The organism is Stenotrophomonas sp. STEN023, assembly GCF_056760135.1.
On record NZ_JBRREF010000001.1, the window covers coordinates 1 to 18,403 of the forward strand.

At 63.7% G+C, this 18,403-nt stretch carries 17 protein-coding genes and 1 pseudogene; 8 read left to right on the forward strand and 10 right to left on the reverse strand.

The features are described 5' to 3' along the window. Positions 1–129: 129 nt before the first annotated feature. Positions 130–1,086, reverse strand: coding sequence for a chemotaxis protein (locus tag ACVOLV_RS00005; RefSeq protein ID WP_481552681.1), 957 nt, complete (start codon positions 1,084–1,086; stop codon positions 130–132). A gap of 114 nt (positions 1,087–1,200) precedes the next feature. On the opposite strand from ACVOLV_RS00005, the gene flgA reads away from it, so the two are divergent. The 4 genes from flgA to ACVOLV_RS00025 all read left to right on the forward strand — a co-directional run bounded on the left by flgA (position 1,201) and on the right by ACVOLV_RS00025 (position 3,851). Beyond that, complete coding sequence (flgA, locus tag ACVOLV_RS00010; protein WP_481552585.1) at positions 1,201–1,845, forward strand: flagellar basal body P-ring formation chaperone FlgA; 645 nt, start codon at positions 1,201–1,203, stop codon at positions 1,843–1,845. Positions 1,846–1,907: 62 nt separating this feature from the next. Next, the gene (gene flgM / locus ACVOLV_RS00015) at positions 1,908–2,210 is read left to right on the forward strand and encodes a flagellar biosynthesis anti-sigma factor FlgM (RefSeq protein WP_303746382.1); all 303 of its coding nucleotides are present in this window, start codon (positions 1,908–1,910) and stop codon (positions 2,208–2,210) included. Beyond that, positions 2,207–2,545, forward strand: coding sequence for a flagellar protein FlgN (locus ACVOLV_RS00020; RefSeq protein WP_303746383.1), 339 nt, complete (start codon positions 2,207–2,209; stop codon positions 2,543–2,545). Before flgM ends, ACVOLV_RS00020 begins: the two co-directional genes overlap by 4 nt. A 112-nt stretch (positions 2,546–2,657) precedes the next feature. Then, a complete protein-coding gene (locus tag ACVOLV_RS00025) occupies positions 2,658–3,851 on the forward strand; it encodes an ATP-binding protein (RefSeq protein WP_481552586.1) in 1,194 nt (397 codons plus the stop codon). A gap of 310 nt (positions 3,852–4,161) precedes the next feature. Here the strand turns inward: ACVOLV_RS00025 and ACVOLV_RS00030 are convergent, their stop codons facing one another. Both ACVOLV_RS00030 and ACVOLV_RS00035 read right to left on the reverse strand, forming a co-directional pair. Beyond that, positions 4,162–5,892, reverse strand: a complete 1,731-nt coding sequence (locus tag ACVOLV_RS00030; RefSeq protein ID WP_481552587.1) for an EAL domain-containing protein — start codon at positions 5,890–5,892, stop codon at positions 4,162–4,164. A 20-nt stretch (positions 5,893–5,912) separates the two neighbouring features. Next, a pseudogene (locus tag ACVOLV_RS00035) lies at positions 5,913–6,893 on the reverse strand (sensor histidine kinase); the annotation flags it as partial. Positions 6,894–6,936: 43 nt separating this feature from the next. On the opposite strand from ACVOLV_RS00035, the gene ACVOLV_RS00040 reads away from it, so the two are divergent. Beyond that, positions 6,937–7,182, forward strand: a complete 246-nt coding sequence (locus ACVOLV_RS00040) for a hypothetical protein (protein ID WP_481552588.1) — start codon at positions 6,937–6,939, stop codon at positions 7,180–7,182. 115 nt (positions 7,183–7,297) lie between these two features. After that, complete coding sequence (locus tag ACVOLV_RS00045) at positions 7,298–10,072, forward strand: bifunctional diguanylate cyclase/phosphodiesterase (RefSeq protein ID WP_481552682.1); 2,775 nt, start codon at positions 7,298–7,300, stop codon at positions 10,070–10,072. 441 nt (positions 10,073–10,513) lie between these two features. Here the strand turns inward: ACVOLV_RS00045 and ACVOLV_RS00050 are convergent, their stop codons facing one another. From ACVOLV_RS00050 to ACVOLV_RS00075, 6 genes are all read right to left on the reverse strand, one after another. Further along, entirely contained in the window at positions 10,514–10,702 is a 189-nt protein-coding gene (locus ACVOLV_RS00050) for a hypothetical protein (RefSeq protein ID WP_481552589.1), read from the reverse strand. A 140-nt stretch (positions 10,703–10,842) separates the two neighbouring features. Beyond that, positions 10,843–12,033, reverse strand: a complete 1,191-nt coding sequence (locus ACVOLV_RS00055; RefSeq protein WP_481552590.1) for a methyl-accepting chemotaxis protein — start codon at positions 12,031–12,033, stop codon at positions 10,843–10,845. A 127-nt stretch (positions 12,034–12,160) separates the two neighbouring features. Then, a complete protein-coding gene (hflD, locus tag ACVOLV_RS00060; RefSeq protein WP_481552591.1) occupies positions 12,161–12,775 on the reverse strand; it encodes a high frequency lysogenization protein HflD in 615 nt (204 codons plus the stop codon). Between the two features lie 9 nt (positions 12,776–12,784). Beyond that, positions 12,785–13,906, reverse strand: a complete 1,122-nt coding sequence (mnmA, locus tag ACVOLV_RS00065) for a tRNA 2-thiouridine(34) synthase MnmA (protein WP_481552592.1) — start codon at positions 13,904–13,906, stop codon at positions 12,785–12,787. Beyond that, complete coding sequence (locus ACVOLV_RS00070; RefSeq protein ID WP_481552593.1) at positions 13,903–14,367, reverse strand: NUDIX hydrolase; 465 nt, start codon at positions 14,365–14,367, stop codon at positions 13,903–13,905. The genes mnmA and ACVOLV_RS00070 overlap by 4 nt, the downstream gene beginning before the upstream one ends. A gap of 2 nt (positions 14,368–14,369) precedes the next feature. After that, on the reverse strand, positions 14,370–14,846 hold the full coding sequence (locus ACVOLV_RS00075) for a hypothetical protein (protein WP_481552594.1): 477 nt from the start codon (positions 14,844–14,846) through the stop codon (positions 14,370–14,372). Positions 14,847–14,951: 105 nt separating this feature from the next. Here ACVOLV_RS00075 and clpS point away from each other — a divergent pair, with 105 nt between their 5' ends. After that, entirely contained in the window at positions 14,952–15,272 is a 321-nt protein-coding gene (gene clpS / locus ACVOLV_RS00080; protein WP_282272346.1) for an ATP-dependent Clp protease adapter ClpS, read from the forward strand. A gap of 312 nt (positions 15,273–15,584) precedes the next feature. Further along, positions 15,585–17,864, forward strand: a complete 2,280-nt coding sequence (gene clpA, locus ACVOLV_RS00085) for an ATP-dependent Clp protease ATP-binding subunit ClpA (RefSeq protein WP_481552595.1) — start codon at positions 15,585–15,587, stop codon at positions 17,862–17,864. A 282-nt stretch (positions 17,865–18,146) separates the two neighbouring features. On the opposite strand, the gene infA is transcribed toward clpA, so the two are convergent. Continuing rightward, the gene (infA, locus tag ACVOLV_RS00090; RefSeq protein ID WP_005409596.1) at positions 18,147–18,365 is read right to left on the reverse strand and encodes a translation initiation factor IF-1; all 219 of its coding nucleotides are present in this window, start codon (positions 18,363–18,365) and stop codon (positions 18,147–18,149) included. Positions 18,366–18,403 lie beyond the last annotated feature (38 nt).

Below are 18,403 nucleotides of genomic sequence, written 5' to 3' on the forward strand. Positions count from 1 at the left end.
CTCCCCCCCCCGCGCCCGGGGGTTCGCGGTGGTGGGCTGGGCTTCGTGCGGGGACGGGGTGTGCGGGGGGTGGGCCGCCCCCCCCCCCCCCCCCCCCCCCCCCCCCCCCCCCACTGCCGGAGAGCTGGCTCAGCTATACGCGTACTGGGTCTGAGCCACATGCCGCAGCCGCTGCAGAACGAAATCCGCCAGCTCATGCGGGCTGTACTTGGCAACGAAGGCATTGGCGCCGACGCGCTCGACCATGGCGTTGTTGAATACGCCCGACAGGGACGTGTGCAGCAGCACGAAAAGACCGGCCAGGCCCGGGTGGCGGCGGATTTCCGTCGTCAGGGTGTAGCCGTCCATTGCCGGCATCTCGATGTCGGAGATCACCATCGCATAGCGATCGGCAGGGTTTTCGCCGGAGGCATGGATCTGCAGCAGATGCTCCAGGGCCTGCTTGCCGTCGGAGAGCAGGGTGGCACTGACCCCCAGCTGGTCCAGCACGCTGCGGATCTGTTGGCGGGCCACGCGGGAGTCATCGACCACCAGCACCTGCATCGGCGGCGCATCGGCCGGCAGGGCCATCGATGGGTCAAGCACGGCCTCGCTGCGCACCTGGGCAATATCGGCAAGTACGCTCTCGACGTCGATGACCTGGATCAACTCGCCCTGAAAGCGGGTAACTGCGGTCAAATACGTCGATTCGGCGCCCAATTCCGGCGGTGGATGGATATCTTCCACCGCGATGTTGACGATGCGCTCGACCCCGCTGACCAGGAAGCCCTGTACCGAACGGTTGAACTCGGTCACCACCAGATAGCCTGGCGAAGTGTCGGCTTCAGGCTCGCGTTCGGGATGGCCGATGGCCAGGCCAAGGTCCAGCACCGGAACCGAGCGGCCCCGCACATCGGCCACGCCGGCAAACTGGGTCGGCAGGCCGGGCACCTGGAACAGCGCCGGGCGGCGCAGCACTTCCTGCACCTTGAATACATTCACGCCAAAAAGCTGACGGCCGCCAAGGCGGAACAGCAGCAGGGCAAGGCGGTTATGGCCGGCCAGCCGGGTACGCTGGTCAATTCGGTTGAGCAGGTCTTGTGACATGAATGCTGTATCGGCGGCAGGTGCCGACAACTTGAGTACTTGCCGGTCCGGCAATTGGCACGGCGCTTGCAGCGACATCCATCGAACTATTCCTGACCCGGATGGCCGCCGCTGATGCGCTTACTCCTTACTATTTGTCTGCTGTTGCCATCACTGGCCTGGGCCACCGCCTTCCAGCCGGTGGAGTCGATCCGTGCCGCGGCCCTGGCCACGCTGGGGGCAGGGGAGAGCGGTGAAGCCAATCTCGATGCCAACCTGCGCCTGCCGGCATGCGCGCAGCCCCTGCAGGCCAAGGTCACCGCCAACACCACGGTGGAGGTCGCCTGTCCGCAGGCGGGCGGTTGGCGCTTGTTCGTGCCGGTCAAAGTGCGCCGTGAGCAGCAGGTACTGGTGTTGGCCCGGGGCGTGGCGGCTGGAGAAACACTGGCAGCGGCCGATATAAGCAGCGTCAAGCGCGACACGGCGCGCTTGGCCGGCGCCGTGCTGTTGAAGCCGGAGGCGGCCGTGGGCCGGGTGGCACGGCGTGCATTGAGTGCCGGTAGCCTGCTGTCGGCGACCGATCTGGTAGCGCCCCGCACCGTCCGCCGCGGCGATAATGTCGCCCTGGTGTCCCGCCGCGGCGGGGTCGAAGTGCGTATGGCGGGCAAGGCCCTGGGCGACGCCGGAGAAGGGGAGCGGGTGTCGGTCGAGAACCTGTCTTCACGCCGGGTGATGCAGGGTATCGCCACACCCGGTGGCGACGTGCTGGTCAGCCGATAAATTACTAAAGAACTGTCCGGCGCTGCCGTTATCGTTTTTGAACCGAATCAGGACTCCATCACATGAGCCAGAAAATCGACGGTGGTATTGCAGTCGCAGCGCAGTTGCGCAGTGTGGCCATCAACACCAAGGTGGCCGCCGCAGGCGACGCCAAGCCCAAGCCGGTGGAGGCAGCCGACAGCGTGCGCCTGACCGGCGAAGCGACCCAGCTGCAGGCCGTGCAGCGTGAGCTGAGCGCTGCTCCGGCCATCGACCAGGCGCGCGTGCAGGCAGTGCGCGAGTCGCTGGAGAACGGCAGCTACAAGATCAACCCGGACGCGATTGCATCGCGCATGCTGGGCCTGGACCAGCAGCTGCAGGGATGAACCTCTCCATGGGCGACCCGTTGCAGCGTCTGAGCGAAGCGCTTGACCGCGAACAGCGCGCCTTGGCTGAGCACGACGTGCCGGCCCTGGTGGCTGCCACCGGCAACAAGCTGGAAGCCCTGCGTGAGCTGGAGCGGCAGCCGCCGCTGCACGAGGCCGAACGTCTGAAGGAACTGGCCGAACGCAACCACGCCAATGGCGTACTGCTGGCGCGCCGCCGGCGCGAGGTCAATTGGGCCTTGCGCCAGCTCGGTCGCAGCGAAGCTGCACCTTCTTACGATGCCAAGGGACAGGCGCAGACCGTCCATTCGCGGCGGCCCCTGGCCGTCGCCTGATCCGTGAAAACGCGGCGCTACTGCCGCGAACGGATACACACATCCGGCTATAGTGGCGGTCCGTTCCCTCGTTGTACCGGCCGCCGTGACCCAGATCGACAGTTCCATTCTCATGCCCACGCCATCCGCCGCCACCTTGCGGGCGCTGGGTGAACGGGTCCAGCACGGCATGCTGCTATTCAACGGTAAATTCGAAGTAAGCGTCGCCAATGCCCTGGTGCGGGAGCTGTTTGGCGCGGATGTCGCCAGCAGTGCCGATCTTGGGCGTCAGCTCGAGGCCTTGCTGCCACCGTTCGCCTTGCCGCAAGCCCGCGAATCGGGCACATGGGTCGGCAGCCTGCCGATCGGCGAGCGGGTGATCACCCTGCACCTGCACCATCACAATGATGCTGGCGGTGACGCATTCCTGGCCTTGTTCCAGCACGTGGATGGCCCGGAGGACTACGAGCGGGAGCTGCAGCAGCGCCACGCCGAGCTGCGCCAGGCCTACCTGCGCTTGAATGGCACCCAGGAAAAACTGCTGCAATCGGAAAAGATGGCCTCCATCGGCCAGCTTGCCGCCGGTGTCGCGCACGAGATCAACAACCCCATCGGCTATGTGCACTCGAACCTGGGCAGCCTGCAGGAGTACCTGCGCAGCCTGTTCACGGTGATCGAGGCCTACGAGCGGGCCTTGCGCGCGCCAGACCCGAAGGCGCTGATTCCCGAGATCGACGATATCCGCGACCGTCTGGACATCGACTTCATCAGCCGCGACCTGCCGCAGTTGATGGCCGAGTCGCGCGAGGGCATCGAGCGGGTGACCCGCATCGTGCGCGACCTGAAGGACTTCTCGTATTCCGGCCGCGACGAGTCGTGGAAGCTGGTCGACCTGCATGCAGGCCTGGAATCGACCATCAACATCATCTGGAACGAGCTCAAGTACAAGGTCACGCTGGAACGCCGGTATGGCGAGCTGCCGATGATCGAGTGCCTGCCTTCGGAGCTCAACCAGGTCTATATGAACCTGCTGCTCAATGCCGGTCACGCCATTGCCGATCGCGGCAACATCGCGGTCAGTACCGGTGTCAGCGGTGATGAGGTGTGGGTCGAGTTCAAGGATGACGGCGCGGGTATTTCCCCGGAGCTGCGGCAGCGCATCTTCGACCCGTTCTTCACCACCAAACCGGTCGGCAGTGGCACCGGACTTGGGTTGTCGATCTCCTACGGCATCATCAACAAACACCACGGCCGCATCGACCTGAACAGCACCGTAGGCGAGGGCTCCTGCTTCCGCATCGTGCTGCCGATCCGCCAGCCAAAATAATCGGCCGCAGAAATCCTGGATTGTGGGAGCGGCGTAAGCCGCGAAGCTGAGGTCGCATCAGTTCTCGCGGCACTCGCAATCGCAGGATTGATTGTGGTTGCTGCTCAGATACGGGCGATTGTCTGGATCTGTAGGAGCGGCGTAAGCCGCGAAGCTGACGTCGCGTCAGTCCTCGCGGAATCTGCAATCACGCAATCGCTTTGGCTTTTGCTGGGAGGCATGGGTAATTGCACTGGATGCATGCCCATCTGTACATCAGTGGCTTCGCGGCTTACGCCGCTCCTACAAAAGATCAACAGCCCCCGGACTCCTACGAGGCCCCGACGCCCTGCTTCTCATCATGGGTGCGGAACGCCTGGCGTATATGCTCGCGCAGATCGTCGTCGTTCCATGGCTTGGTCAGGAAGCGATAGATCGCGCCGCGGTTGATTGCGTCGGTGACGGTATTGAGATCGGTATAGCCGGACAGCACCAGCCGGATCGTATCCGGGTACAGCATCTTCACCCGGCCCAGGAATTCGGTGCCACTCATGTCACTCATGCGCTGATCGGACAGGATCACCTGCACGTCGTTGATTGCCAGCAGGTCGAAGGCATCGCGAACATTGCCAGCGGCAAGAATCCGGTAACCGTCGCGTCGGAACAGACGAACCAGCGAGCGCAGCACGTTTTCCTCGTCGTCCAGCAGCAGCAGGGTGCGATCGGGCCGGGTTTCAGCAAACGCTTCCGGCCGCAGGTAGCGACGGCGCAAGGTCATGCCGGCCGCATCGGCCGACATCGGCTCGCCGAACAGATAGCCCTGGAACACATCGCAGTCGTTGCGACGCAGGAAGCCGAGCTGGGCCTGCGACTCAACGCCATTGGCGATCACCGTCATGCCCAGCTGGTGGCCCATGGCGATGATGGCGCGGCTGATCGCCGCTTCTCGATTGGCCGCGGGCGCGCTCTTGATGAAGCTGCGGTCGATCTTGAGCTTGTCCACCGGGTAGCGGACCAGCGCGCTGAGACTGGAGTCGCCAGTGCCGAAATTATCCAGGCACAGGCTGATGCCTTCGTTGCGCAGGTTGGCCAGGGTTTCGTGGACGAAGTTGACGTTGTTGGTCAGCGCGCTCTCGTTGATCTCCAGGGTCAGCATGCGTGCCGGCACGCCAATCGACTGCAGCATCGCCATGACTTCGGTGAAGAAGTTCGGGCGCAGCAACTGCAGGGTCGAGACATTGACCGCCACATTGAAATCTTCGAAGCCCTGGTCGCGCCAGGTCTTGGCCTGGCGCAGGGTCATTTCCAGAACCCAGGCGCCGATCTGCACGATGATGCCGAGCCGCTCGGCAGTGCGCATGAAGCGCTCCGGCACCAGCATGCCCAGCGTTGGCGATTGCCAGCGCAGCAGCGCTTCCATGCCCATGACATGGCCGTCGCGGGCGCTTACCAGCGGCTGGTAACGCAGGCGCAATTCGCCATTGTCGATGGCATCCACCAGTTGGCGCGAGATGATGCTCTCGCTGTGGGCACTGCTGGGCTTGTGCAGCACATGTACATGAACCGCGTTGCCGCCTTCGCGGCCGGCCTGATGCAGGGCATCCTCGGCCAGATCCAGCACGCCAGTGGCTGTGTTGGAGTGTTCCGGGCACAGACCGACGCCGATCTTGGCGGTCAGGAACAGCGTATACGGCAGCACCGATAGCGGCAGTTCGATCTGCTGGCGGATCTGTTCGGCGAAATCTTCCGGAGTCGGTGTCTGGCTGGTGCGCGGCACCGCGATCAGGAACTCGTCACTGCCGTGCCGCCACAGCCGCCCGCGGTCACCGATGAACGTACGCAGGCGGTCGGCGATCAGCACCAAGGCCTGGTCGCCGACTTCGGCGCTCATGTTTTCATTGACCGAGGCAAAGTGATCAATGTCCAGATGCAGCAGCATCAAGGAGGTGCCGCTGCGGTTGGCGGCCTCCACCAGCACTGCCAGTTCCGGATTGCCGGCTCCAAGCCGCGCAGGGCGCGCATCGACGCGGTCACCGGAAGAAGAGGGGCTGGCATTCCACATCGGGCGGTGTCCTTGAGGTGTCACTGTGCGGCTGCCGCGTAGGGCAGCCGCAGGTCGATCCGGGTGCCTGCACCCGGCGCGGTTTCAATATGCAGGCTGCCGCCGGCACTCTGCGCACGTTCACGCATCACGATCATGCCAAGCCCGCGCGGACCGGCGGGATCAAAGCCTTCGCCGTCATCGATGACCTGCAGGTGCAGCTTGCCTTCGTTGCTGTCGCGTAGCGACAGCGAAACCTGGCTGGCGCAGGCGTGGCGCAGCGCGTTGGTCAGGCTTTCCTGGGCAATGCGGAAGCAGGCCTGCTCCACCTCGTTGCTGGGCCGGCGCGGCAGCGCATCGACGTCCAGCAGCAGCTCCACGTCGGTGGAGCGGAACAGCAGCCCGGCTTGCCAGCGCAGGGCGGCCTCCAGCCCCAACGCATCCAGTTGCGGCGGGCGCAGCAGCATCGAAAGATTACGCAGTTTGATCACCGTGGTATCGGCCAATTCGATGATCTGGTCGATATCGTCCTGCCGCCGCGGTGTGTCTTCTTCATCGCGGGCGGCACAGGCTGCCAGCTTCATCGCGGTAATCGCCTGGCCGATATCGTCGTGCAGGTCGCGCGAGATTGACCTGCGCTCGTCTTCCTGCAGGGAAAACAGGCGACCGGCCATGGCCTGCAGCTCGCTATTGCTGGCAGCCAGGGCGGCGCGGCCGTGTTCCAGTTCGCTCAGGTCACGGATGACGAACAACTGGCAGTCACGGCCGGCATGGCGCAGTTGCTGGGTGATCATCACCGCATGGAACGGTTCGCCGCCGATGCGGCACAACTGCACCGGCAGTTCACCGTTCTGCGAGCGCGGCATATGCGCCTCCAAACTGGCCAACAATTGCGTAGCGCTGTCGGTGTGGCCTACAGCGATGCCCAGGATGCTGCTGGCGGCAGGGTTGGCATAGATGGCGGCATCGCCGTCGGCGATCAACACGCCATCTGGCAACAGAGCTGCCAGTTGCACGAATTCTGTCGGCAAACGGTTATTTGCTCGCGTCGCCCGAAGTAGTGAATTGAGTCGCCAGCCAAGCACCAGCAACGACAAGCAAAGTATCAGTGCGATCATCGTCACACTTTTTAACTGCCAGCTGGCGGAGCTTGCGCCGGCCAGCAGCAGGATGACGATGGAAACAGCCAGCAAAACAGCGAAACCAAGCAGCCAGAAAGTGCAGGTACGCCCCGACGTGAGCGGCGCAGGCACAGGCAAAGAGACAGCGGGGGCCGGATCGGCTTCCATCATTGGCGGGGTTTCGGACTAGCGTCGGCGCCATCTTAGCGGCTTGTGCACATGGCGGGCGACGAAGTGCTCAATTCTGCCGACTTGGTGCCGTTATCGATTGAGTCCCCGGTTTGTCGGGCATGGAGATAGAGCGCGTGGATCGCGGCGTCATAGCTAGCCTGCTTCGTCACCCGTTGAATGCAGCCGTCGTGCTGCTGGATACGGATGGGCAGCCTTTGGCTGCCAATGGCATGGCCAGGGAGCTGGGCCTGCCCGAACGTCTGTCACGTTATTGCCAGCAACTGGCCGGTGCCCGCCAGCAACTTGCCCAGCAGGGCATGGTCGCCTGTCCCTTGCCTGGTGACGGGCAACGGCTTGAGGGCTGGTTGAGTGCCGTGCAATCGCCTGCGGCAGCGCCACTGGGTTATCTCTATTCGGTGGCAAACGATACCGAGTCGCGCAATGCGCGTTGGGTCAGTGCGATGGAATCAGCCGGCCACAGTCTTTGGGACTGGGACATCATTGCCGACACGATCACCCGCACGGCGCAGGCCCATGAGGCCTCTTCCATACCATCTGGTACGGGCTTGTTGGACGAGGTCCATCCCGAAGACCAGCTGCTGCTGCGGCAGGCGATCGCTGCTCATCTGCACGATCCGCAGGTGCCGTTTGCCTGCCAGTTTCGCTTGCGACAGGCTGACGGCAGCTGGCATTGGGTGCTGGATCGTGGCCAGGTGATCACCCGCGCGGGCGATGGCCAGCCGCTGCGGATGGTGGGTACCTATACCGACATCCAGCAACAGAAATCGCTGGAGGACGAGCTGCGCTCGCAGCAGGCGCTGTTGCGCCGCGCCCAGCGCGTTGCCGGCATGGGCAGCTGGGTGTGGGAGCCGCAACGCGGCCGCGTGCAATGGTCCGACGAGTTTTCCGCGGCCATCGGCTGGGGCACTGCGGCATTGCCCAGCGGTCGGCAGTGGCTGCGCAACCTGAGCAACGATGCGCGCAGGCATCTTTTCGCCAGCTGGCGACGTCTGCTTGACGATGCCGCTGGCGGCAGCTTTGACCTGACCTGGGGCCGGGACCCGGTTACCCAGCAGCAGCTGCGGATCTGGGTGGAGCTTGATTACGACGGCGCCGGCGCTTTGCACCGGGTGCTGGGGCAGGTGCAGAACATCAGCAACCAACGCCGCACCGATGCGTTGATCCGCTGGCGCACCGAGCTGCTCAACCGCGTGTCGGCGCTCGGCCGCATCGGTGGTTGCGAGATTGAAGTGGATACCCGCGCCATGCAGTGGACCGAGGAGTGCTACCGCATCCACGGTCTGCGCAAAGCGCCGGTCACGCTTGACCAGGCGCTGGATCTCTACACCCCCGATTCCCGCGACGGTTTCGAGGCCGCGCTGCTGCGCATCGCCGAGGGCGGGCTGCCCGAGCAGCTCGACCTGTGTTTCTACCGTCCCTCGGGGCAGCGGGTATGGGTGCAGGTGCTGATCGAGCTGGATCAGCGCGAAGGCCTGCCGGAGCGCTATGTGGTGCTGTTCCGCGACATCACCCGCGAACGTGACGCCGACGAGCGGCTTGAGCTGCTGGCACACTACGATTTGCTGACCGGCCTGCCCAACCGCATGTTGCTGCGGGAGCAGGGCTCGGAGGCAATCATCGAGGCCCGTGAACGCGGCGCCATCCTGGCGATGCTGTTCATTGATCTGGATGGGTTCAAGACCATCAATGACACCTTCGGCCATGCCACCGGTGACATGCTGTTGAAAGCAGCAGCCGCGCGCCTGCACCAGAACCTGCGCAATGCTGATCTGTTCGCCCGTTTCAACGGCGACGAGTTCATCGTCATCCTGCGCAATCTGGTGGAGGCCGAAGACGCAGGCCATGTGGCACGCAAGCTGATTGCCTCGTTGGCTGAGCCGCTGTACCGCGAGGATGCGACCCTGAAGGTGGGTGCCAGCGTTGGCATCGCGCTGCTGGACGAAGGCCGCAATGACTTCGACAGCCTGCTGCGCGCTGCGGATGCGGCGATGCATGCAGCCAAGGAGGCCGGGCGCAATACCTACCAGTACTACAGCCAGGATGCGCTGGCGCGCACCCAGCGCCGGATCGAGATCGAGCACGCCTTGCACGGTGCGGTCGAACGCGACGAGTTCAGCCTGGTCTACCAGCCGCTGGTGCATGCCAATGGCGATCCAACCCCGTCGATCGAGGCCTTGCTACGCTGGAACAGTCCGCGTGTTGGCGCCTGCAGTCCGGCCGAATTCATTCCCATCGCCGAGAAGTGCGGTGAGATCATCCACATCGGTGATTGGGTGTTGCAGGAGGTTTGCCGCCAAGCAGTTGTCTGGCAACAGGCGGGCCTGCAGTTTGATCGTGTGGCGGTGAATGTGTCGGCGCTGCAGCTGCGTGATCGCGGTTTTGCCGAACGGGTTGTGGCGATCTGCCAGCAGTCCGGTTGGCCAGCGCAGCGGCTGGAGTTGGAGCTGACCGAGTCCGCCCTGATCCGCGATACCGATGCGTTGCGGCAGTGCTTCGATGTCTTCGAGGAGCACGGTATTCCGCTGGCAGTGGATGACTTCGGTACAGGCTTCTCCAACCTGCATTACCTCAACCGGTTCCCGGTGCAGCGGCTGAAGATCGACCGCAGCTTCGTGCAGGGCATGCTCCACGATGCAGGTACCGCAGAAGTCACTCAGGCCATCGTGCACCTCGGCCACGCATTGGGCATGCGGGTGGTGGCTGAAGGCGTCGAGACGCCGGCCGAAGCGGCGATGTTGAAGCAGCAGGGTTGCGACGAGCTGCAGGGCTATCTGTACTCGCGTCCTTTGCGGCCGCGCGAGATGGTGCAGTGGTTGCGCAGTGGCCCGGCTGAACTGCTGGAGCCGCCGCAGGTCGCATCGAGCAACAGCATCAGCGCGACGCACTGAGTTCCGGAAACAACATGGAGCCCGGCTACGGAACAGGTAGCCGGGCTTTTTGGTGCGCGCGAGTATCGACGGCTGTGGTGCCAGGCACGGCTTGTACGTGATGTTCCGTGCAGCTTTCAGCGCTGCTGGGTCGCCCGCAACGTGATGTAGCCCTGGTAAGCGCAGCGCACCCGGGAGCTCGAACTGTGTTGGCCATGCCTGGGCTTCGCCATGGGCCCCGGGTGCGCTGCGCTTACCCGGGCTACGGAATAGCGTAGCTGGCCAGGTCGGCGGTGCTCAGGGAGCGGCGTAGGGCGTAGCCACAAGCTCGAAGGCGAGTTCGCGGTTCGTGTTGCAGCTGGAGCTGTCCCGACGCCTGCGTGCGTGCACGGCAGCCATGAACAGCAGGCGCAGAGACATAGCCCGGGCAAATAAAGCGCACCCGGGCTAGGGACTAGCGTTTCAAGGAACCGAAAGATCCCAATCGATGCAGGTTGCCAGCCAGTCGTTGCCTTCTTTGGAACCCGGGCTCTGCGCTTGATCACGCTTCGCCCGCAGCTCAAGGAGCTCTTGTTCGGCGCCTTGCTCAAGCCGTGCGAGTTGCTCGCGTCTGCGCAGTGAGATGTTGCTGGTGGCAGCGGAATCTGACATTGCGTCACCTGCCTGTGTTGCTGGCTCGGCGTTGCTGTTGGCGGTAGCGCGGGGCAGGAGCATGTATCAGTACGGTCGAAGCCACAGCAAAGCCCCGACCAGTGGCCGGGGCTCGGATGCAAGGCGGGTGCGGTACGAACTCAGAACAACTCCACCGTGCCGGCGCCCATGCTCTGCTGCGACACCGGCTTGTGCGGCGGGCGTTCCCACTCGACACGCAGCTCACGCAGGCGGCTGCCAGTGCGCTGCAGTGCATTGACCATTTCGCCGTCGAACACGCCACCATTGCGGTGCAGCAGTTCCTGCAGGGCAACCGCTTCACGGTTGATCGCGCCAAGGCGGTCGAGGTGCGTATGCACGCCACCCAGCGCCTGGGTAGCGATGTCCTCGAACTGCAGGGCGCGCACCGCTTCGGCGACACTGCCGTCGATGGCGCGGCCGCATTCGGAGATCTCGCGCATGCCGTCGCCGAGCGAGGCATTGATGGCGGCCACACTGTCCAGCATCGAGGCGGCTTCGTGGCGAGCCTCACGCGAGCGGTCCATGTCGCGCGATGCCATGTGGGTGACGGTTTCGCGCACCTTGGCAATGGCGTCCTTGGAGCTGTGCGCCAGCTTGCGGATCTGCTCGTTGAACGTGGTGGAACGCTCGGAGAGGTTGCGTACCTCGTCGGCTACCACTGCAAAACCACGACCAGCTTCGCCAGCTCGGGCTGCTTCGATGGCTGCATTCAGGGCCAGCAGATTGGTCTGGTCGGCAATCGACTTGACGTCTTCAAGCAGCGCAAAGATGCCATCCAGGTGCTGCGCCATCTGGTCGATGTGCTGCACGGTGTTGCTGCTCTGGCCGCTGACCTGCTCCAGTGCTTCCACCAGCTGTTCCATCTGGTGGCTGGCGTTCTGGGCGAAACGGGCGACATCGACACCGCCGCCGCCTTCGTCACCGGCGCGATCGACGATGCGTGCCAATGCCTGGCTCTGCTGGCGCGACTTGCGGCTCATCGCGTCGAAGCTGCCACCGAGGCCACCGACAGCCTGCCGGATCAGCTCACGGGCGCGTTCGATCTCGCTGCGCGAGCCATCGATCTCGTTGCTGACAAAGCTGCGCAGCTCATTGAGCAGGTGGTCCTGCTCCTTCAGCACCTTGGCGTGTTCAGGCGAGCGCTGGGCTTGCGTATGCACGCTCCACCAGGCAAATACCAGCCAGCTCAGCACCATGGTGGTCAGGATCGCCCACAGCGCTGCCGAAGGCCAGGACAGGGCAGCAGCGACCACGACCAGAAGGGTGAGGACCAACGGGGCTGCCAAACGGATTGCAATACGTGAATACATGGACGTTCTCGGGAGAGTCACGAATGCAGTATCGGCAGTAGGCGGGGTGTCTTTAGCCCACTGACGTGAATCCCGAGAGGTTTTGCAGTGCCGGCCCGCAAGCGCGTTGGCTGCGGGCCGGCATGATTCAGCGCAGGCGGCGCTCGATGGCTTCGAGCATGGCCTTGCGCGAGAACAGGAAATCCCAGTACGCGCCGCCCAGCTGGCGCCAGAGCACGGCCGAACGCACGGCGGCCAGCAGCAGCGCCCGGATCTCCGACACCACCATCGCCTGGCCGAGGTAGTGCGGGTTGCCTTGCACCATGATCTTGGGCTTGAGCTGGCTGATGGTCTCCGCGTACAGCGCGCCCATCGCGCTGAGCACATCGGGGTGGGAGCTGTCGCCGCGTTCCTGGGCAATGGCGGCTGCACGCTGGATACCGGCTTCGACTTTGTCGATCGTGGCACCTTCACGCACGAAACGGCGCTCCAGCTGCATCACCGAAAGCGCCAGTCGCGGCAACAGGTCATCCTTGCCCTGGTTGCGGAAGTAGTCGCGCAACAGGCGCAGGCCGGCTTCAACCTGGGTGGCGCTGCCATAGACGGCAGCCGGCGAGGTGGCATCAATCCGCAACACACTGTCCATCGCGGTGCGCACGATGGCGCTCTCCGAGTGGCCGGTTTCTGCGATGCGGCGGACCTGCTGCAGGGCCTGGGCAATGCCGGCCAAGGCAAGTACGCGGTCATCGATGGAAAAAGTCATGGTCATCTCTCAAAGGGAAACAGGGCCGGCCAGGCGGCGCTCCAAAGGTGCATCGGTGGCAGCGATCACCGCGCCACCCAGGCATTCCATGCCGTCGTACAGGACCAGTGATTGGCCTGGGGTGACGGCGCGTTGCGGGCGTGCGAAGTGCACGTCCAGCGTACCGTCATCACGCACCTTCACGGTGCAGGCTTCGTCTGGCTGGCGGTAACGGGTCTGCGCGGTGCATTCGAACGCACGGGCTGGCGGGGCACCTGCAATCCAGTGCATGGCCTCGCTGCGCAGCCAGTTGGACTGCAGCCAAGGGCTGTCGTGGCCTTGGTCAACGTAGAGGATGTTGCGTGCCACATCTTTGCCGACCACGAACCAGGGCGCGGCCGGGCGGCCACGGACGCCGCCGATGTTCAGGCCTTCGCGCTGGCCCAGGGTGAAATAGAACACGCCCGGGTGGCGGGCGATCACCTGGCCCTCGGGATCGTGGATCTCACCTTCGCGGGCCGGCAGGTACTGGCCGAGGAACTCGCGGAAATCACGCTCGCCGATGAAGCAGATGCCGGTGGAGTCCTTCTTGGCGTGGGTTGGCAGGCCGGCCTCGCGGGCGATGCGGCGCAGCGCGCTCTTCTCCATGTGGCCGATCGGGAACAGGGTTGCCGCCAGCTGGGTCTGGCCCAGCTGGTGCAGGAAATAGCTCTGGTCCTTGCCGCGGTCAGCGCCGCGCAGCAGGCGCCAACGCCCGCCGGCGTGGTCCACCTGGGCGTAGTGGCCGGTGGCGATGCGCTCGGCGCCCAGCTCGCGGGCAGCATCGAGGAAATGCTTGAACTTGACCTCGCGGTTGCACAGCACGTCCGGGTTGGGGGTGCGGCCAGCCGCGTACTCGGCCAGGAAGTGCTCGAACACGCCCTGCCAGTATTCGTTGGAGAAGTCGCGGAAATGGAACGGGATGTCCAGCCGACCGCAGACTGCCACCGCGTCGCGGCGGTCATCTTCGGCGCGGCAATGGCCGCTGCCGTCGTCGGCCCAGTTCTGCATGAACAGGCCAGCGACATCCAGCCCCTGTTGGACCAGGGCAAGCGCTGCCACCGACGAGTCAACGCCGCCGGAAACGCCGACCACGATTTTGGGAGTGCTCATGGTGCCACCTGCCGCAGGATCGACAGCGGGTAACGCTGGCCGGCCAGCCAATCGGAAACCGTATGCCAGACCAGCGGACTGCGCAGCCGTGCCATGTCTGCCTGCAAGGCCACCGGGCTGAGCCACAGCGCCTGCACGATGCCCGCATCGAGCGGCTGCTCGGGGTGGTGGCGCACGGGCTCGGCGGCAAAGGCGAAGCGCAGGAACGGCGTGCCATCGCCTGCCGTCCACTGGTAGCTGCCGATGAAGCCGGTCAGGCGCACGTCCCAGCCGGTTTCTTCGCGGGTTTCTCGCACTGCCGCCTCAAGCAGGCTTTCGCCAGGCTCGAGGTGGCCAGCCGGCTGGTTCAACACCCGCCGGCCGGCCTTTTCTTCTTCCACCAGCAGCAGTTGCCCTGCGCGGGAGACCACGGTGGCCACGGTCACATGTGGCGCCCATCGCTGGGACTGCAAAGCATTCACGCTCAGTACTCGTCCTTGGACGTCATTTCCAGCTCGATCGCATCGGCGCTCTTGGCAGCCGCGTCGATGGCATCGGAGATCACTTCCGAGCTGGCATCGGCGTCCACCTTGACCACGAACATGGCCACATCACCCTGCTTCACCCAGCCGCCGAGCTTGGAGTCGTTGGAGTCTTCCAGCAGACGGTTGGCGATCAGCGCCGAGAACTGCGGGCCCTCGGACTTGTAGCCCGGCGACCAGATCTCACGGACGTGATGGCTGCCATAGGTCTCAACAGTGGAGCGCACGAACACCAGCTGGGTACGGTCGTCGTCCATCTCAAAGACCAGCTGGTAGTCGCCGTCGCTGTCCACCTCGTACTTGTACTTGAGGGTGTCCAGCACGCGACCGACGGCGCGGTCCGGCTCGCCGGCGAACGCGCTACCGGAAGCGGCGGCGGCCAGGGCCAGCAAAGCGATGCTGAGTACAGACTTCTTCATTTTTTCCCCAATGGAATGGATGGTTAGCCTGCAAATTGTGCGGGGGCAGGGGGGGCTGCGTCCAATGGTCAGGGGCTGGCCATGCAGACCGGCTATAATTGCAGCATGTCCCAGAAGACCCAACACGATAGCGAGCATGGCCTGCTGGTTGCCCCTGGCAAGCCGGAGGTGGCGCCGCCGCCTCAGTACCAGGTGATGCTGCTCAATGACGACTACACCCCGATGGACTTCGTGGTGACGGTCCTGCAGAGCTTTTTCTCCATGGACATGGACAAGGCCACCCAGGTGATGCTGCACGTCCATACCCGCGGGCGCGGCATCTGCGGCGTGTATACCCGCGAGGTTGCCGAGACCAAGGTGGCACAGGTCAATGAGTTCTCGCGCATGAACCAGCATCCCTTGATGTGCACGATGGAGCGGGCCTGAGCCTTGGTCCCCGGGTGCTTGCGCGCCAGCCCATCTGTCCGGACTTCCCTGACTTGGCCACCCACGCCTGATCTGCGGTAAAACAGGCGTGGTGGCTTGCATGCAATGCGCTGGAAGTAGAACGATTCGTCCCGCCGATTGTGTTCTGAGCGGTGTGCCGCAGGGCTTTTCTGCAGTAAAACTGAATGCAGGATTCACAGGTACAGCGGTTTTATGGGCATTGCTGACACGGCGTCTACATCATCGTAGTTAGGGTGCTGGAAAAATCGTTGCCAGGCCGCATATTGTCTCCAACCGCAACCGGAGTGCCCTATGTTCAGTAAAGACCTCGAGCAGACCATTGGTCAGTGCTACAAGCGCGCCCGAGAGGCCCGTCATGAGTACATGACGGTTGAACATCTATTGCTGGCCTTGTTGGAGAACGCATCGGCGCAGGCCGTTCTGAAGGCATGTGGTGCGGATCTGGAGCGCTTGGGCCGCGAGCTCGACAAGGCGATCAATGCCTCGGTGTCGCTGCTGGCCGAAGACGACGGCCGCGACACGCAGCCCACGCTGGGCTTCCAGCGGGTGTTGCAGCGTGCCGTGTACCACGTGCAGTCCTCAGGCAAGAAGGAAGTCACCGGCGCCAATGTGCTGGTGGCGATCTTCGGCGAAAAGGAATCGCACGCGGTCTACTACCTCAATCAGCAGGATGTGACCCGGCTGGACGTGGTCAACTATCTGTCCCACGGCGTGGGCAAGACCGGTGATGATCCCGAGATGTCCTCGCCGCTGGAAGGTGAGGGCAGGGCAGAAGGTGCCGATGGCGAGGGCAAGGGTGATTCGCTGGCCGAGTTCGCCAGCAACCTCAATGACATGGCCAAGGCAGGGCGGATCGATCCGTTGGTGGGTCGCCGCGATGAGATCGAGCGCACCATCCAGGTTCTGTGCCGCCGCCGCAAGAACAATCCGCTGTACGTGGGCGAGGCCGGGGTCGGCAAGACTGCCATCGCCGAAGGTCTGGCCAAGCGCATCGTCGATGGCGAGGTGCCGGATGTGCTCGCCGATGCAGTGATCTATTCCCTGGATCTGGGCGCGCTGGTGGCCGGCACCAAATACCGTGGTGATTTCGAGAAGCGCCTGAAAGGGGTGATCACCGCATTGAAGAAAATTCCCAACTCGGTGCTGTTCATCGACGAGATCCACACCATCATCGGTGCTGGTTCGGCGTCGGGCGGCACCATGGATGCGTCCAACCTGATCAAGCCGGCGCTGGCATCGGGCGAGTTGCGTTGCATAGGCTCGACCACGTTCCAGGAATACCGCGGCATCTTCGAGAAAGATCGTGCCCTGGCACGGCGCTTCCAGAAAATCGATATCGTCGAGCCGACCATTGGCGAGACCTACGAGATCCTCAAGGGCCTGCGGCCGAAGTACGAGGCGCACCACGGCGTGACCTACGCTGACGATGCCTTGCAGGCGGCGGTGGACCTGTCGGTCAAGCACATCGCAGATCGGCTGCTGCCGGACAAGGCCATTGACGTGATCGATGAGGCCGGCGCGCGCCAGCGCCTGCTGCCGGAAGGGCAGCGCAAGGACCGCATCGACATCGAGGAGATCGAAACCATCGTTGCGAAGATGGCGCGGATCCCGGCCAAGCAGGTCACCGCCAGTGATAAGGATGTGCTGCAGCACCTGGAGCGCAACCTGAAGATGGTGATCTTCGGCCAGGATCAGGGCATTGAGTCGTTGGCCTCGGCGATCAAACTGTCGCGCTCTGGCCTGGCCAGCCCCGACAAGCCGATCGGCAACTTCCTGTTTGCCGGCCCCACCGGTGTCGGCAAGACCGAGGTGACCCGTCAGTTGGCGCTACAGTTGGGCATCGAGCTGGTGCGTTTTGACATGTCCGAGTACATGGAGCCGCACTCGATCAGTCGCCTGATCGGTGCGCCTCCGGGCTACGTCGGCTTCGACCAGGGCGGTTTGTTGACCGAGAAGATCGTCAAAACCCCCCACTGCGTGCTGTTGCTCGACGAGGTGGAGAAGGCGCATCCGGACATCTTCAACATCCTGTTGCAGGTCATGGATCGCGGCGTGCTCACCGACACCAACGGCCGCGAAGCCAATTTCAAGAACGTGATCCTGGTGATGACCACCAATGCCGGTGCCACCCAGGCGGCGCGTCGCTCGATCGGCTTCTTGAAACAGGATCATGCAACCGATGCGATGGAAGTCATCCGCAAGAGCTTCACCCCGGAGTTCCGCAACCGCTTGGATGCGGTGGTGCAGTTCCAGCCACTGGGTTTCAGCCACATCCTGCGGGTGGTGGACAAGTTCCTGATCGAGCTGGAGATGCTGCTGCAGGACAAGCATGTGTCGTTGTCGGCCACGCCGGTGGCGCGCGAATGGCTGGCCCAGCATGGTTTCGACGCGGACATGGGTGCGCGTCCGATGCACAGGCTGATCCAGGACAAGGTCAAGCGCCCGCTGGCCGACGAACTGCTGTTCGGCAAACTGGTCAATGGTGGCAAGGTCAGCATCGACGTCCGCGAGGGCGAACTGGTGGTCGACACCGAGTCCGAGCCGGAGCATCTGTTGCCGGCAACGGTGTAAGCCTGCATTTGTAGGAGCGGCGTAAGCCGCGAAGCTGGTATTGCTTCAGCACAAACAACCCCCGCATCCACTGATGCGGGGGTTTTTGTTTTTGTCTGTGTTTTTGCTCTGCGCCCTCCCTTGCGCCGAAGGCGTAGGGGAGGGTTGGGGAGGGGTGCGTTGTTACTTCTGCAATGCCGGTAACGCCCCTGCCGAGCATGGCTCGGCACTACTTGAAAATCTTCGGCCACGCGAAAAAGCCAGCGCGCAGGCTGGCTTCTTGCTAACGCACTGCTTACCGCATTACTTCATGCGGTAGGTGATACGACCCTTGGTCAGGTCGTACGGCGTCATCTCAACCTTGACGCGGTCGCCGGTCAGGATGCGGATGTAGTTCTTGCGCATGCGGCCGGAGATGTGGGCGATGATTTCATGCCCATTTTCCAAGCGAACACGGAAAGTGGTGTTCGGCAACGTCTCGCTGACGGTGCCTTCGAACTCGATGGAGTCGTCTTTCGACATGTAGTCCTGTGCGGTTCTGCGGACGGCCATTGGGCCTA